This is a genomic window from Halolamina salifodinae (assembly GCF_017874235.1).
GTDB classification, from domain to species: Archaea; Halobacteriota; Halobacteria; order Halobacteriales; family Haloferacaceae; genus Halolamina; species Halolamina salifodinae.
On record NZ_JAGGLC010000001.1, the window covers coordinates 64,824 to 81,309 of the forward strand.

The 16,486-nt window shown below is 63.2% G+C and carries 13 protein-coding genes; 4 read left to right on the top strand and 9 right to left on the bottom strand.

Features of this window, described 5'->3' with window-relative positions; all coding sequences use genetic code 11:
• Positions 1–14: 14 nt before the first annotated feature.
• Positions 15–710, bottom strand: coding sequence for a DJ-1/PfpI family protein (locus J2753_RS00350; protein ID WP_209489339.1), 696 nt, complete (start codon positions 708–710; stop codon positions 15–17).
• Between the two features lie 89 nt (positions 711–799).
• On the opposite strand from J2753_RS00350, the gene J2753_RS00355 reads away from it, so the two are divergent.
• Positions 800–943: a hypothetical protein gene (locus J2753_RS00355; protein WP_154018489.1), complete on the top strand. Its 144-nt coding sequence runs from the start codon at positions 800–802 to the stop codon at positions 941–943.
• A 16-nt stretch (positions 944–959) separates the two neighbouring features.
• Here the strand turns inward: J2753_RS00355 and J2753_RS00360 are convergent, their stop codons facing one another.
• Complete coding sequence (locus J2753_RS00360; RefSeq protein ID WP_209489341.1) at positions 960–2,525, bottom strand: cryptochrome/photolyase family protein; 1,566 nt, start codon at positions 2,523–2,525, stop codon at positions 960–962.
• A 227-nt stretch (positions 2,526–2,752) separates the two neighbouring features.
• On the opposite strand from J2753_RS00360, the gene J2753_RS00365 reads away from it, so the two are divergent.
• Positions 2,753–3,721: a PGF-CTERM sorting domain-containing protein gene (locus tag J2753_RS00365; RefSeq protein WP_209489343.1), complete on the top strand. Its 969-nt coding sequence runs from the start codon at positions 2,753–2,755 to the stop codon at positions 3,719–3,721.
• 65 nt (positions 3,722–3,786) lie between these two features.
• Positions 3,787–5,154, top strand: a complete 1,368-nt coding sequence (locus J2753_RS00370) for an MFS transporter (protein ID WP_209489345.1) — start codon at positions 3,787–3,789, stop codon at positions 5,152–5,154.
• Positions 5,155–5,188: 34 nt separating this feature from the next.
• Here the strand turns inward: J2753_RS00370 and thrS are convergent, their stop codons facing one another.
• The 3 genes from thrS to J2753_RS00385 form a co-directional block, all read right to left on the bottom strand.
• Complete coding sequence (thrS, locus tag J2753_RS00375; protein ID WP_209489347.1) at positions 5,189–7,114, bottom strand: threonine--tRNA ligase; 1,926 nt, start codon at positions 7,112–7,114, stop codon at positions 5,189–5,191.
• 89 nt (positions 7,115–7,203) lie between these two features.
• The gene (locus tag J2753_RS00380) at positions 7,204–8,145 is read right to left on the bottom strand and encodes a DUF368 domain-containing protein (protein WP_209489349.1); all 942 of its coding nucleotides are present in this window, start codon (positions 8,143–8,145) and stop codon (positions 7,204–7,206) included.
• Positions 8,145–11,534: an oligosaccharyl transferase, archaeosortase A system-associated gene (locus tag J2753_RS00385; RefSeq protein ID WP_209489351.1), complete on the bottom strand. Its 3,390-nt coding sequence runs from the start codon at positions 11,532–11,534 to the stop codon at positions 8,145–8,147. Before J2753_RS00385 ends, J2753_RS00380 begins: the two co-directional genes overlap by 1 nt.
• A 181-nt stretch (positions 11,535–11,715) precedes the next feature.
• Between J2753_RS00385 and aglG the strand changes: the two genes are divergently transcribed.
• Positions 11,716–12,654, top strand: coding sequence for a glucosyl-dolichyl phosphate glucuronosyltransferase (gene aglG / locus J2753_RS00390; protein ID WP_209489353.1), 939 nt, complete (start codon positions 11,716–11,718; stop codon positions 12,652–12,654).
• Here aglG and J2753_RS00395 read toward each other — a convergent pair.
• The 4 genes from J2753_RS00395 to J2753_RS00410 all read right to left on the bottom strand — a co-directional run bounded on the left by J2753_RS00395 (position 12,644) and on the right by J2753_RS00410 (position 16,477).
• Positions 12,644–13,546 (bottom strand): glycosyltransferase, encoded by a 903-nt coding sequence (locus J2753_RS00395; RefSeq protein WP_209489354.1) that lies wholly within the window; start codon positions 13,544–13,546, stop codon positions 12,644–12,646. The genes aglG and J2753_RS00395 overlap by 11 nt on opposite strands.
• Positions 13,547–14,644 carry a glycosyltransferase family 4 protein gene (locus J2753_RS00400; protein WP_209489356.1) on the bottom strand — a complete coding sequence of 366 codons (1,098 nt, stop codon included), beginning with the start codon at positions 14,642–14,644 and terminating at the stop codon, positions 13,547–13,549.
• Between the two features lie 52 nt (positions 14,645–14,696).
• A complete protein-coding gene (locus tag J2753_RS00405; RefSeq protein WP_209489359.1) occupies positions 14,697–15,347 on the bottom strand; it encodes a hypothetical protein in 651 nt (216 codons plus the stop codon).
• Between the two features lie 131 nt (positions 15,348–15,478).
• Positions 15,479–16,477: a hypothetical protein gene (locus J2753_RS00410; RefSeq protein WP_209489361.1), complete on the bottom strand. Its 999-nt coding sequence runs from the start codon at positions 16,475–16,477 to the stop codon at positions 15,479–15,481.
• Between the last annotated feature and the right edge of the window lie 9 nt (positions 16,478–16,486).

Sequence of the window (16,486 nt, forward strand, 5' to 3'; positions counted from 1 at the left end):
GCGATTTGCGGCGATTACCGCGCCACGAGCACGTCGCCCGTGCGCTCGTACTCCAGCGTCGTCGCCACGCTCTCGGCGATGTCGGCGCCGAACGCCCGCTCCGTGAGGTAGAGCGCGAGGTCGATCCCGCTGGTGACGCCGCCGGCGGTCACGATCTCCCCGGTATCGACTACACGGGCGTCCGGCACCTCCACGCCCGCGTTCCGGAGATCCTCGACGGCCGACTGGTGAGTGATCGCCGGGCCATCGCCCAGCAGACCGGCCTGTTCGAGCAGCATCGCGCCGGTACAGACCGAGGCGATGGTCGCGCCGGCCTCGTAGTGGGCGGCGATGACCGGCGGGAGGTCGCCGGCCTCGTACTCCCGACGCACGCCGCCCTCGACGCCTGTCCGTGCCGGCGAGTCTTCTCCCTCCCCCGCGGACCAGCCACCGCCCGGGACGACGAGGAGGTCCGGCGCGTCGGCATCTTCGGGGTCGGCGAGCGTGCCGTCGACGTCGTTGAGCGAAGCTCCACGGGCAACCGGACTCCGTCCGGTGACGCCCACATCGAGACCGTGGCTCGCGACCACCCGCTCTTGCGGGGTGGCTGTGACCAGCGAGACCTCGCAGTCCGCGCCGGCCGCGGCGGCGTTCTGGAACACTTCGAACGGGCCGACGGCGTCGAGTTCGTCGAAGCCGTCGTACAGCAGCACGTCGATGCGGGTCGTCATGCCCGGGGGTGGGTGCCGGTCGAGCAAAAGGGCTCGGTCGGTAGTTCCGCGAAGGAAACGGTTAATCCCGGCCGGCCGGGAGGCGTACTATGACCAACTGCCCGTCCTGCGAACGAGAGGTACGAAAGCTCGAACGCGCGTTCATCGACGCCGACTGGGGCGAGCCAGTCGTCTGGCAGTGTCCCCACTGTGAGACGATTCTCGGGACGACGGATACGGCGACGCACGGATAACCGCTCTCCCCCGAGTTCAGTTTTCCTCCGGATCCTCCCCTCTCGCGCGCTTGTACATCGCGAGCGCCTGCTCCCGGCGCGCGCCGTGGGCGACGATGGGATGGGGGTACTCCGGGGCGGCCTCGGCACGCTCCTCGTCGCTCAGTTCCGGCCAGTCGTGGATGGTCTCGGCGTCGACGCCGCGGAGTTCCGGGACGTACTCCCGGATGTACTCGGCGTCAGGGTCGTAGCGTTCCCCCTGTGTCGTGGGGTTGAAGATCCGGAAGTACGGCTGGGCGTCGGTACCCGTCGAGGCCGCCCACTGCCAGCCGCCGTTGTCGTTGGCGGTGTCGTGGTCCGCGAGGAACTCTCGGAAATGCTCGTAGCCCGCGCGCCAGTCCCACAGCAGGTCCTTCGTGAGAAAGGAGGCGACGATCATCCGCAGGCGGTTGTGCATCCACGCCTCCGCGCGGAGTTGGCGCATCCCGGCGTCGACGATGGGGTAGCCCGTCTCGCCGGCTTTCCACGCCGCGAGTTCGTCGGCGTCGTCGCGCCAGTCGATCGGCTGCTCGTACTCCTTGTAGTTCTCCGTCACCACGTCGGGGTTGAAGTAGAGCACCTGGGTGTAGAACTCCCGCCAGGCCAACTGGGACTGGAACGTTTCGACGTTGTCCTGTGCCTCGGACCCCTCGCTGCCCTCGTCGCGGGAGCGAGCCTCCCGCATCGCGGACTCCGTCGCGGCGTACACCTCCCGCAGGCCGATAGTGCCGAACTTGAGGTGGCCCGAGAGCCGCGAACTCCCCTCTTTCGCGGGGTAGTCCCGGTCCTCGTCGTAGTGGAAGATCGGTTCCTCGCAGAAGCTGTCGAGGCGCTCGCGGGCGGCCGCGGTGCCCGCCGGCTCCACGTCTGCCTCCGGTTCCTCGAACCCCAAGTCGTCGATGGTCGGGAGGTCGGCCAGCAGCGCGTCGTCAAGAACGTGTGCCGCCTCTGCCTCGCCATCGCTGTCAGCAGCATCGGCGGCGTCGACGAGCGCCGTCGGGGTGAGGTCCTCTCGGTCCGCGAGCCCCGCGTCCGGCGTCGGGAACGGATCGGGCTTCTCGCGGTCGCGCCACTTCTTCCAGAAGTAGGTGTACACCGAGTAGGGGTCGCCCTGATTGGTTCGGATCGTCCCCGGTTCGTGGAGTTGGCTGTCGTGGTGGCTCTCCCGGGCGACGCCCGCGCGCTCCAGGGCGAGGCGGACCCGCGCGTCGCGCTCGCGAGAGAGTTTGGTGTAGTCCCTGTTCCAGTGGGCGCGGTCGGCGTCGTCAGACGAAGTCTGACTGCCCGAGGGGGTTCCCTCCTCGACGTCGACGGCCGTCGCAAGCGCGGGGATCACGGCTGCCGGGTCGCCGCGGGCGAGGACGAGGTCGCTCCCGCGCTCGCGGTAGGTCTCGCGGAGTTCCGCCAGCGAATCGAGCAGGAACCGGACCCGGGCATCGTTCCCGTGTTCGAGCACCTCGTCGTCGAACACGAACACGGGGACGGCGTCACCCTCGTCGGCGGCGGCCGCCAGCCCGCGGTTGTCGCTCGCGCGCACGTCCCGGCGGTGCCAGAACAGTGTCATGGGCGTGGGTGGGTCGGCGGGGGCCTGAATCTACTGCTCCAAGTGAGAGAACCTCTGTCAGTCTACGCATCGAAAACAAACGTTTTGTCCGAGCCGGGAGAGGAACAGCCAGCGGCCGAAATACCGGCCCGGCCCGCTCGCCAGCCCTCCCAAGGCGCCGCTCCCGAGTGCCGACCGACGCCGCCGAGCGGCCGCCACCCGAGAGCGGCGAGTGGCCACTATCCACCATGAACACACGATACACCGCGCTCTCGATCGCACTCGTACTGCTCGTCGCCGCCGTCGCGCCCGCGACGGTCGCGGCCGCCCCCGTCTCCGGGGAGGCCGTCGGCGACGTAACCGTGACCGCCGCGCCCGCGTCGACCGCCGCCAGCGCGGCCGCGGAGGCCGCCACTACCACCGACCCCTCCGACAGCATCATCGCCTCCAGCGACGTGGCTGTCGTCCGTCTCAACGCCTCCGGCGTCCCGGCCGAGGCCGACGACGACGGCACACTACTGGGCGACGAGGTGACTGTCTCGCTCCAGCAGACGTCCTCGAGCGTCGGCGAGAACGAGTCGGCCAAGACCCTCGACGCCTCAGCCGACAGCGAGGGCATCGCGGTCAACGCGACGGCCGACGCGGTCTACGTCGCCATCGACCTCTCGACGGCGACGTTCCAGCAGGACAACGGCACCGCGACCGCAGCCGCCGGTGACAGCTTCACCACGACCGCGACAGTGACCGACGAAGCCACCGACGGCGAGAACTACACGCGTCAGACGACGTTCGGCGTCGTCGAGCCCTCGGTCAACTTCATCGACGACGTGAGCGAGTCGCCCGCCGGCGAGGTCGTCAACTACAAAGCCGCGACGACGCTCGCGCCTGGCACGACGCTGACGTTCTCGCTGGTCTCGGGCCACGACGCCGAGGAGGGCAACGCCAACACCATCGAGGCCACCGTCGACCAGAACAGCCGTGTGACGGTCCAGTTCTCCTTCTTCACCCACGAGGCCGACGAGGAGTACTCGATCAGCGTCTCCGCCGAGGGCGTCGAACTCGGCAACACGTGGACCGGCACCACCGTCGCGCCGGAAACCGCAACTGCCGAGTCGACGCCGACCCCGACTGAGACGAGCACCAGCGCTCCCGGCTTCGGCGTCGTCGCCGCGCTGCTCGCCATCATCGGCGCCGGCGCACTCGTCCGCCGCGAGTAGGCAGGTCGCGCCCATCCGGGGCATCGAAACGTAACCCCTTTTCGGAGGTCCCTCGGACTCGCCGTGTGAACGAGGATCGCCTGCAGTTCTGGTCGCTCTATCTGGCGCGGTTCGCGACGGGGTTTGGCTACTCGACGCTCGCGCTACTGATCCCGTTCTACATCACCGCGCTGAACGCCTCGAACTTCATGGGTGGACTGTTCATCACCGGGTTCACGCTGGCACAGACCATCGTGGTGATCCCACTCGCGTGGGCGGGCGACCGGTACGACAAGAAGCGCGTCCTCCTCGGGGTGCTGAGCGTGAGCGTCCTCGCCTACGTCGCGTTCGCGAACGTGGAAGCCATCGGCGGCGCAGTCGCCGTCGCCGCCGCGTCGCTGTTCGGGATGGAGCTTTCGACGAGTTTCGCCGACAGCACGGCGTTCATCGGCGTCCGCGCGCTGCAGGGCGTCGTCGTCACCGGATCGGGGCTGATGACGCTCTCGCTGGTCGGTGAACTCGCCGACCACGGCGAGCGCGCAAACAGCATCGGGAAGGCCAACTCCGTGCGCTTTCTGGCGTCGATTCTCGGGATGGTCATCGCGGGCGGCCTCTACCAGTTCATCGGCTTTACCCCGATATACACGGTGATCGTCGCGTCGTTCGCGCTCAGCGTCGCGGGCATCTGGCTGTATCTCCCGGCCGACGAGACACGCTCGTACGGCAACCCCTTCGCGGGACTGGCGCTCAACAAGCGCATCATCACGCTGACCTCCTTCCGCGCGCAGTACGCCGTCGCCGTGACAGTCGTCCGGTCGTGGGTGGCTATCTTCGCCGGCGTCTCGGCGGCCCGCGGTGGGTTGGCCTACGCCGGCCTCGCGGTCGCGTTCGTCCTCGTGGCAGAGAAGCTGACGAACATGCTCTGCCAACCGTTCACCGGGCGGCTCTCCGACGACTACGGGCGCTCGCTGTTTGTGTTCGCCGGCGGCGGCGCCTACGGTCTGGTCGCGGTCGCGGTCCCGTTCACGCCGGCGATCGGGGCGGCAATCGGCCTCCCGGAAACGTACGAACTGATCGTGCCGTCGATACTCTCGGGCCTCGCCGAGGTCGGCGAGGGCTACTCGCTGCTCGGAAAACTTGGTCCAGCATTTATCCCGCTCCTGATTCTCAACGGCCTGCTCGGCGTCGTCGACGCCTTCCGCGAGCCAGCAAGCATGGCGCTGTTCGCCGACGAGGGCGCTGACGAGGGCGGCATCGCCGCCTCCTTCGGCATCCGTGAACTCGTCTGGCGGCCCGGCAGCGTGCTGGGGCCGGTGCTGGCGGGGTGGATCTGGAGCCAGTACGGCATCGCGACGGTGTTCTACGTCGGCGGCGCGTTCGCGGTCACGGGCGCGCTCACGTTCGCGGTCGTGCTCACGCGGTTCCACGGCCGCGGCGCGCTGACCGAGTGGTAGCGGGCGGGGAAAAACGCCGCAAAAACGGGGTCGCTTACTCCTTGAGGAAGTCCGGTTCGATGCGCTTCTCGTCGCGTTCGGCCTCGAGATGCTCGCGGAAGGCGTCGCGGCCGACGCCCTCGGCCTCGCGCTCGAAGCGGTCACGCACCGAGACGGTGCCGCTCTCCTCCTCGTCGCTGCCGACGATGAGCATGTAGGGGACGCGGTCGTCGTGGGCCTGCCGGATCTTCCGGCCGACCGTCCAGTCGCGGTCCTCGACCTCGACGCGGAACTCAGAGAGTTCGTTCTTCACGCGGTGGGCGTAGCCCAGCGCGTCGTCCGAGACCGGCAGGATGCGCACCTGCTCGGGCGCCAGCCAGAGCGGGAACTGGCCGTCGAAATGCTCGATGAGCACCATGAAGATGCGCTCGTAGGAGCCATAGAGCGCGCGGTGGATCATCACCGGGCGGTGGTCCTCGTTGTCCTCGCCCGTGTAGGTCAGGTCGAACCGCTCGGGCATGTTGAAGTCGAGTTGGACCGTCGGGCCGTCCCACGAGCGCCCGAGCGCGTCGCGGAACGAGAAGTCGATCTTCGGGCCGTAGAACGCGCCGTCGCCCGCCTCGATCCCGTAGTCGTAGCCGCCGGACTCGAGTACCGTACGGAGCTGTTCCTCCGCGGACTCCCAGATCTCGTCGCCGCCGACGGACTTCTCGGGCCGGGTCGCGAGGTCGACCTCGACCTCGAGGTCGAAGTGGCTGATCAGTTCGAAGATCAGCCCCATGATCTCCCGAACCTCGCGTTCGATGTCCTCGGGCTTGACGAACAGGTGACCGTCGTCGATGGTGAACGCCCACGTCCGGGAGAGCCCGGAGAGTTCGCCGCGCTGCTCCTTGCGGTACACTTTGCCGTTCTCGAAGTAGCGCTTGGGCAGGTCGCGGTAGGACCACGACGCCTGATCGAAGATGGTCGCGTGGCCCGGGCAGTTCATCGGCTTCAGGCCGTACTCCTCGTCGTTGACCTCGAGGAGGAACATGTCGTCGCGGTAGTTGTCGTAGTGGCCCGACTGCTTCCACAGCTCCGTCCGGAACAGATGGGGCGTCTCGACCTGCTCGTAGCCCGCCTCGCGGTTGAGTTCGTTGACGTAGTTCTCGAGTTCCTGCAGGATCGTCTTCCCGGCGGGGTGGTAGAGCGGCAGGCCCGGCCCCGTCACGTCCGGCACGGAGAACAGCTCCATCTCCTGGCCGATGCGGCGGTGGTCGCGCTCCTTGGCCTCCTCGCGCATGAGGAGGAACTCCTCGAGGTCGCCTTCGGACTCGAACGCCGTCCCGTAGACCCGGGTGAGTGCCTCGTTCTCCTCGTCGCCACGCCAGTATGCAGAGGAGATGGTGAGTAGTTCGACGGCGCCGATCTCCCCCGTGGAGTCGACGTGGGGGCCCTGACAGAGGTCCTCCCAGTCGTCCTGTCGGTAGAAGCTGACCGTCTCCTCGCCGGCGGCTTCTTCCTCGAGAATCTCTCGCTTGAAGCGGTTGTCCGCGTACTTCTCGAAGGCCGCCTCGCGCGGGCGCTCGAGGCGTTCGATGTCGTAGTCGGCCTCGATGATCGCCTCCATCTCCGTCTCGATGGCCTCGAGGTCGGACTCCTCGAGGTCGACGTTGGCGACGTCGTAGTAGAAGCCGTCCTCCGTGGGCGGGCCGATGGTCAGCGTCGCCTCGGGGTTGAGGCGCTGGAGCGCCTGCGCGAACACGTGGGCCGCGGAGTGGCGCAGCACGTCCAGATACTCGTCGGACTGGTCGGTGACGATTACTAGCTGTGCGCCGTCGTGCAGTTCGTCCTCTTTCGCGACGAGTTCGCCGTCGACGACGCCCGCGACGGTGTCCTCACCCAGTCCCGGGCCGATCTCGTAGGCGGCGTCCTCGACCGTGGCGTCCTCGGGCACGGAGAGCTCCGAGCCGTCCGGCAGAACAACCGTGATCTCGCTCATACGCCACGCAACTGGCCGCGGGGATTAAGTGTTGTTGAGATGCGCTGGCGCACGGGCCGAAGGATTTTCCGTGAGTAGTCGCCCCGGAATCACTCGACTTCGATGGCGTCGCCGCCCGCAGCCCGCTCGACTGCGAGGACGACTGCGGCGCCGACGACGGCGGCGCCCGCGAACGTCGCCAGCGCGGCGCCGGTCCAGCCAGCCTCGAGTCGGTCGGCGGTCTGGATCACGGGCGCCCGGAGCGCGCCGACGACCAGCGCGACGAGGAACGTCATCGTCGCGTCCTTCCAGTTGTCGAGCGCCCAGCGAACGCCGTGGGCGACCGTGAACAGTCCCACGAGCGCGCCCGCGACGAACGTGACGATGGTCGCGCTCCCCGGGGGCACCGCGAGCGTCTCGCCGCTCGCGAAAGCGATCAGGTCGTCGACGAACGCGCTCAGTTCGCCGATCATATACTCGTACTGCCCGATCAGCAGGAGCAGTAGCGATCCGGAGACCCCCGGCAGGATCATCGCGCTCACGGCGATGCTGCCCGCGAGGAACGTCACGGGGAGGCTGTGGCCGAGCGCTCCCTCGGCCTGCCCGGAGAGCAGGAACGCGACGAGGAAGCCCGACGCCGCGGCCGCCCGCCGGCCACGGGTGTCGAAGCGCATCTGGCGGCGCAGCAGCCACGCGGAGGCGCCGATGAGGCCGAAGAAGCCGCCGAACGTCGCCGCCGGGTACACTTCCATCGCGTGTTCGAGCACGCGCGAGACGGTGACGATGGCGCTCACGATGCCCAACCCCAGCGCCGCGAGGAACAGGCCGTCCATCTCTCGAAACGCGTCGACGGCGTCGGTACGGCGGGCCCGGATCGGGAGCCCGAGCACTCGGAAGATCCGGTCGGGTTCGACCGCCGTGACCGCGGCGATCAGTCGGGGGTAGATCCCGGTTAGCAGCGCAATCGTCCCCCCAGAGACGCCCGGCACCGCGTCGGCGGCGCCCATCGCGACCCCGCGAAGGTAGACGCCGAGCGTCTCACGACCGGCCATCAGTCGAGCGCCGGTGTGGTCACACGGGGCGCGGTGCCAGCGGCGTCGGTGTCGAAGCTGCTGGTCGTGCCGTCGACATCACCCTCGTCCGTGCCAGGAGTGGGGAGGTCCTCGAGGCCCGTGATGCTGGAGCTGTTGTCGGAAGTGTTGTCCGACGTGTTGTTGGTGGTGTTGTCCGAGCCGTTCTGGGCACCCTCGGGCGGCTGTGTCCGCTTTTCGAGCGTGATCTGCTTGGGGCCCTCGTCGACGCCGAGCACCTTGCCCTCGGAGACGTTGAACTGCTGGCCGTACTGGATCGAGTAGCCGCTCTCGTTGGTCGTCGACGGCGACGTGATCGTGTAGCTGGAGTTGGCACGCACGCTCACGTTGGTGTAGCCGTTCTCCGGGCCGAACTCGTCGTAGCCCGTCGTCGAGTACGGCAGCGTCATCGTGAACTCACCGTCCTCGTTGGTCTGGGCGTGCTGCGTGTAGACGAACGTCTCGTTGGACGAGGGCATCCGCATCTCGACGGACGCGGTCACCTCGGTGTTTGCGGGCGCGTTCGATCCCTCGATGGTCGCGCCGGGCACCTTCTCGAACGTCTTCACCCAGGAGGGGGTCCCCCGGGACTGCTGGTAGATCAGGCCGTACAGCTGGTCGCCGCTCATCCGGGCCTGCGCGTTGTCGTTCGCGAAGAAGTTGCCGTTCTGGTAGGCACTGGCCTTGGCCAGGCGGTAGTGCTGGAGCGCGGGCACGTCCTCGCTCGGGAACTTGCTCACGCCACCGACCTGGGCGGTCGAGTCGTTCTCGACTGCCGCCCGCGCGGCGCTCATGTTGGGGTAGCGCTGGACCATCCCCTCGTCAGCCATCACGGAGGGGACGTTCTGTGCGCTCCCGATGTCACGCTCCTGCCAGTCGACCACGATTGGCTGGGCGTTCTGTGCGGAGCCGTGGTAGCGGTAGAGCCGCACCATGAGGCTCTCGTAGTACCGCTGGGTGTACACCTGCGAGGCGCTCTCGGCGTAGGTCTGGCCCTGCGACGTCTCGTTGAGGCCGTACACGCGCTGGGCGAAGTCGCTGTAGGTGACGTTCTGGTCGTCGTAGAACGTCACCGGCGCGCTGAACTTGTCGGTCACCGACGCCATCTGGTAGTCGACCATCACGTAGCGGGTCTCCTCACCCTCGCCGGCCCGTCGGTCGAGCACGGTCTGGGCCTGCGTCTCGTTGGGTGCGAGCAGGTAGTTCGCCGCGTTGGTGGCGCCCTGCTGGAACGGGTTCGCGTTCGGGATGCGTTCGCTCTGGGTGGTGATCCAGTGACCGTAGTCCCACCACGACATCACGCCGTAGGCGCCCTCAGGGTAGCTGTGGTCGTCGACGCGCTCGTACTGTCCGTAGTAGTTCATCTGGTCGGCGTTACCGGCGCCGCCGAGGTTCCCCTCCTCGGGGGTGTTGTTCTGCATCCAGTCGAACGTCGGCTCCCAGGCCAGGATCGCACCCGGCCCGGTGCTGTTGCCGGTCTGGACGGCCGTTGCCGTGTTCGATCCGGGGGAGGTCTGCGTGCCGCCGACCGTGATCGGCACCGCCAGTACGGGCGCGGCGACCAACAGGAGTACCGCGGCCACCGTCAGCACCTGATGGCCCTCGAGTTCCTCGACGTACATCGCGGCGGCGACGAGGAGCGCGACGGCGAGGATGATCGCCGCGACGGTCTGGCCGAGCAGCAGCAGGCCGAACACGACCGGAACCGCTGCCAGCCCGACCGTTCGGGCTTCGAGGTCCGCAGCGCGCACGGCGGTGTCGAAGTCGAGGTAGCCGAGGATGCGTGCGAACAGGTACGCGTTGGCGACGACGACGACGATAGCGAGGTAGTAGTTGAACCGGACCTGGGTGAACGCCATCGAGGTGATGAACGCGGCCCAGACCACGAACAGCAGGTCGGTCGCCTCGTACTCGACGACCAGCGTCGCGCCGGCGATCAGCGTGGCGACGATCAGGAGACCGATCAGCTGACCACTGAATCCGACGGTGTCACCGATGATGCTCGGCAGCGGCGTGAGGAAGATCAGCGCGATGGTGACGGCGCTGGCGCCGAGGTAGCGGTAGGCCCGCTGGCTCCCCTCGCGCAGCAGCGGGCGGATGTGGAGGAGAATGACGCCCAGGAGGCCGCTGAAGAACGTGAGCCCGTACTCGACGACGATCCGCTCGGAGGCGGAGTTGAGGCCGTACTGTCGGATCGAGTTGGGGCTGATGAACGGCTGGGCCTCGCTGATGGTTCGTGTGCCCGCGCTCGCGCTGAAGCCGACGATGCCGAGGAGGTTCCCGGTGATACTACTGAACAGTCCGGAGGCGACCACCGAGACGACGAGGGTTGCGACGGCCGCGATTCCCAGCACTGCTGCGGGGTAGTACGTCGCCTCGATACCCTCCTGCTCCCAGTAGCGGGCGAGCCAACAGAGGAACACGGCGCCCGCGGCGACCGAGAGGGCGGCGAGGGGCTGGAGCAGGGAATGAGCAGTGATGTTGAACCCGATGGTGTCGACGATGAGGATACTGAACAGCGCCGCGACCAGCATCGACACCGCGCCTGCGAACGCGACGGGCTCGGGAGTGTCGCCGTGGAACACGTCGCTGGTGATCGAGACGACCAGGAACAGGCCGATGACGCCGACGAGGAATACCGCGGGCGGCCACACCCAGAGGAACAGGCCGACGAGGACACCAGCAAGGACCGACCAGATAGCCGGTTCGCGGATGGTGCCGAGTTCACGATTCTCGACGATTTCCTCGTAGACGACCTCCCAGACAGGCATCGTTCGGTTCGCGGCGGCGACGGCACCGAACAGGCCGACCATCGCCAGTGCCATGAAGAACGGCTCTGCAGCGTTGTGGTCGGCGGTGCCGACGAGCGTCCGCTGGAGGAACGAGCCCGGGAGAAGCGCGAGCAGGCCGACGCCGAACAGGCCGGCGATCCGGTTCCCGAAGCGCTTGCCGATCAGGTAGACCGGGACCACCGCGAGCGCGCCGAAGACTGGCGGCGCGACCAAGAGGCCTTTACCGATCAGCTGATCGCTCGGGGAGCCAAGGCCAACGATCAGGACGACCAGCGCGATCAGTTGGTCGTAGAGGGTCCCGAACTGGCCTGCGAACCGTCCGACGGGGAACCCGGTCCAGATGTCGAACGGCATCACGGACGGGAAGTTCCGGACAGAGTACGTCGTCTGGCGAAGGTGGTACCAGGCGTCGTTGCCCGAGAAGAACACCTCCCCGTTCTGGATGAAGTTTGAGTAGCTCTGCATTCGGACCCAGAACATCCACGCCGCCGCGAGGAGGAGCGCGGGGACGTGGTACCAGTCCTCCGCAGCCTGGAGGAGTGACTGGCGTAAGTCGTCGCTTTCGCTGCGCGAACTCATTGGCGTGAATCGTGGCAAAAGGGGCATAAGGTTTGTGTATCGCCATCCGTCGACCGTCGAATTGGACGAATGAAGCGTCGCGAAGGAGCAGATGGATATCCTAGAAATCGGGGTGTCGGCGTATGTTGCACCTTGTTCGGAGCCGAACCCTTTTTGCGCGCGTCCTGACTACCGGCGACCAATGGAGGTCTCCGTGGTCATCTGCACCTACTCGATGGACCGCTACGAGGTGTTCTGTGATGCGGTCGATAGCGTGCTGGCTCAGGAGTACGAACCGCTCGATATCGTCCTCGTCGTCGACGGCAACGAGACGGTGTACGAGCGTGTGCGCGAGGAGTACGGCGACATCGAGTCAGTCCGGATCCACAACAACGACGAGAACCGCGGGATCTCCTACAGCCGAACGAAGGGGGCAGAGCTCGCATCCGGGGAGATCGTTGCGTTCATCGACGACGACGCGACTGCCGAACCGGACTGGGTAGAGAACCTGGTCGAAGTGTACGAAGAGACCGATGCCATCGCCGTCGGCGGCGACGTGAAGCCCGACTGGCAGACCGAGAAACCCGACTTCTTCCCGGAGGAGTTCTACTGGCTGGTCGGCGTCGTCGAACCCGGGTTCGCGGAGGACGGTGAAGAGGTGCGGAACACGTACGGCTCAAACATCTCCTACCGGCGCGAGAAGTTCTTGGAAGTGGGTGGGTACGACCCGAATACGGGGCGAAAGGGTGATAAGCATCTCCAGGCTCACGAAGCGCCGGTCGGAATCCGGCTACTGGAGGAGTACGGGCAGGGGATGGTGTTCACGGAGGATGCGGTGGTCCACCACAAACTGTTCGACTACCGGGGGGAGTTCGACTGGCTGGTGTCTCGGTCGTTCTGGCAGGGGTACTCGAAGCGCGTGATGGACCTGCTGTATCCTGACGCGCCGGACGACAAGAGCGCGTACCTGAAGCAGTTGTTGGCTCGGTTCATTCCGAAGCGGCTGAAAGGATTGGTACGGTCCCCTTCCGTTGCAGAGGTGAAGCAGTTGCTGTCGATTTTCGTGTTTACTGGGGCAGTGGGACTGGGGTATCTGTACGCGATTCTGACGCCGAACGTGGTGGAGAAGGCTAACGCGTAGGCGCCGGAACGTCGTCACGCTTCTCACCAAAGGCATACTCGTAGTAGTAGCCAAAGCCGCGGCAGGCGAGCATGGCGATCGAGAGAAGCGCGAATGCGGCGCGCGTGAGCCCGGAATCGGGCTCGTCCTCATCGTCGTCGCCGTCGCCGCTGGGGGTCGGCGGGATTCCCGGTTTTCCGAACCGCTCGGGGTAGTAGCGCTGCTTCTGACAGAAGCCTCGGCCGACGCGGAAGTTCTTGCTCGCCAGTGCATTGAGCGAGGTGCGTGCGGGGTGGTAGACGGTGGCGTCCTCGGCGTACCCCTGCTCGTAGCCGGCCTCGTAAACACGCTCGCCGAACTCGCGGTCACCGCCGGAGATGAGTCGGCTGTCGAAGGTACCCACGTCTTCGAACACTTCCCGGCGGACGAGCAGCGCGCACGTGGGCGCGTAGTGTTCGTTTTCGAGGTACTGCTTCACGGGGAATCCCGTCCGAGCGTTGTACCTGCCCACGAGGGTGTCCTCCGGAAGCGTGAGTTCGACGTTGCAGCCGAGGTAGTCGACGTTCTGTTCGTTCATTGCCTGGAGGGCGGTTTCGAGCCAGTCGTCGTCGACGGTCTCGTCGGCGTCGATGAAGGCGAGTACGTCACCCTCTGCGTGTTGGGCTCCCTTGTTGCGGGCGGCGTAGGAGCCCTGGATCTCGTCCTCACCGAGGAGGTGGACGTTTGGGTGTTCGTTGGCGTAGTTGCGGATTACGTCGCGGGTGTCGTCGGTGGAGCCGTTGTCGACGACGAGGATTTCGGGGGGAGATTGAAAGGAACCGAGGAGGGAATTGATAGTCTTTGAGATTCCAGTCGGATCGTTATAGACAGGGATGACTATCGATCGGCCAAAGAAGTCGTTACATTCAGTCATTTATTCAGCATTAAGTTCTCCGTGGTATGCCTCAATTAAATCATCAGCGATGGAGTCCCAGTCGTATTTGGTTTCGGCAGCTGTACGGTTCTCTTTTCCTATCGATTCCAGAGTCTGATCGTCGACAGAGACTGCCTCCGATAGGGCATTTCGAAGTCCCTGTTTGTTTGGCTCATAGAGTAAGTTCCCGCCCGGATCAACGCCGGGAATTGATCCCATTTGGGGTGCGATAAACGGCCTACTGAACGTCATCGCTAGGAGAACGGATCCTGAGTTGAAGATCTTCTCGTAAGGAAAAACACAGATATCGCACGCAGCAAAGTACGTCGGAACTTCCTCGTCCGGGATATATCGAAGGTCCAGCGAGATATTATCAGTATTCTCGACCATACTCCGAATCTCGTCGGTCAGATCTGGGTCTTTTGAGTTCCCTGCGATTACGAGCCGCGAATCCTCCGTTTCGATGTCTTTCCAAGCACTAATCAAATCTGAGACCTGCTTATAAGGACGTATTCGGCCGAAATAGAGGATCATTCGCTCTTCGTGTGGGTGGGATAGCTGATCCCTCGCCTCAGGTTTGCTCTGCTCTGTTTCCGAATAGACAGGGTCGTAATTCCCGTGTGGGATGGTTACGGCGTCGTTGATTTCGACATCCAAAAAGTCCTCTAGTTCATGCTTAGTTTGGTCGTCCCAAATCTGGATAGTGTCAACAATAGATACCAATTGGTGGCTCACCCATAAGTCAATATTCTCATATACACATTCATGGTTCACCCGATTATGCACTGTCCAAACGATCTTGGAGCATATTAAGGAGCATAGGAACACGTGGATCACAAATATTCCTGCCGAAATCGCTGACAGAAGCCCTTTTATAGGGCTATTTTTAAATCTACTGTGATCTCCGAAAATAAAATATGGGTGTGTCCAATGTAGATGAAGAACGTCAATATCGTTTTTCACTACCTGTAAAAAGATAGGCCAGAGTGGATATGCACGATTTTCTCGTATAACCTCAATATCTCTCTCTTCAAGTTCTGATTGTAGAATTTCCAAATAATTATTCCCCTCAAAATATGGAGCAATAAGGGCCTTCATGGAGTGGACCTTCTTAGCCTAAGAATTGGTGAGTCCGCCATTTTCGCAGAATTCAGTCCTCGTGGTGACCGACTAAAACGCGCTTGTTCCCCTGGTGATCTGGCTCGTACTCGTATTTCTCCACCTTCTGATAGTGCTTCTGTAATCTCTTCATTGATTCTCCAGTTGGCGAGTCAAAGCCTGGATGGGTCTCTACGATCACTTTCTCGGGCCAAGTTTCTAGACCATCAAATATGGACAATTCTGCCCCTTCACAGTCTAATACCAAGACATCTCCAGACAACCCGGCAGGAGGAACTACAGTACCAATATTTTGTCCGTAAACATCCTTCGAATCCCCCACCACGGAATGATGGGTCACAATTCGATCAGTATCGTCATGGCTGCAAGCCATAAAGGTTTCTTGAGCCCCATCTACCATCTCACCGGCAGCCTCATATGCATCTACTCGTTCTGCTCCCGCACGAACGCAATGAACTGCAGCAACCCCCCAACCAAGACCAACCATGTCAACATGATCGGACCCTACATGGTCATAGATGCTTTCAATAAGACCACGCTTATAATCTGGCTGTGAATATGTGACATCCAATAACCTTGCCTTCGGGACGGGGATTCCTGCCACCGCGACAACAGACTTCGGCAAATATTCTCGAATACTGTTGTCGTATACTGACTGAACGACCGAACGGAAGACATTCATGGATATCACTTCTCGGACTGATAGATAATAAATGGATTGGACTATGAATTGAAGACGACAGAGTATATAGGTGATTAGAATGGGATCTGTCAGAATTTGTAGCCGAGAAGGTAACCACTATTCGGTGTTATTTATAAATAGCCTAGATCCTCAAGCCGGGCTTCTACACTTATTGACTCCGTCCCCGATTCGGGGTTCGGTGCCACCGATGCACACGTCTTTTGATCTTCTGCATCAGTGATAACCCATGGGACTTCTCGAATGCATGGAAGCGGACAACCGATGACATGTCGATAGAACCCGAATTCACCGAACGCTTCGCCGTGGTCTGCCGTGATCACCACTTTCTCGGCATCAAGGTTATCAAGCAATCGCTCAACCTCGTCTAAAACAAGTCGGAGATGATCTAGGTATTCGCTGTACGCTTCTTCTCTGGAGATATCGCCAGATCGTAGCGAATCAAATGGCCGGAATAGCTCAGCTCTGTCGGCCAACGGGAACGGGTCATGCGGATACATATAGTGGACCACAAGTTGTTCCGTGGGTTGCTCACGGCCGGCCTTAATCGCTCTATCTGTTGTGTACTCGGGGTTAATTCGCGAACCAACATCACCGTCTATCATCCACTCGGAAGTTTCATCGAAGTCAGCGCGCCAAAGTTCCTCGAGGTGGCCGAAGTCTTCGGGAGTTACGACCTCGTACTCGGATGGCCCGAAGGGCATAGCTGCATGTCCCGTTTCTCCCCCGTGTTCTAGAACTGGTTCAGTGTAACCATTCCCCGTGATATAGGAGGTCTCCTTAATCTCCTCACGGTGTCTAACATCGAAGGTATTGTTCATCCATTCAAATGATGTGCTTCCCACCGACGTGATCGTGTCCTCAACCGTGAGGAAATCATACTCGTCCGAAACATCACGCAATGCGTCCACGCGACATGCATCAAGGATGATTAGAGCGTCCCAATCACGTTCGAAGATGCTTGTCCCCCACGTCCGATGTTTTGTGATACTCAGTAATCCTGCAACATAAATATAGTACAGCGGACGGAACAAGCGGGCTTGCAGAGATTTATCGTCGTTCCGCAGATTCGAAACGGTTTGTGATACCCACTTCTTCAAGCTAACAGTCATCGTTGTGGA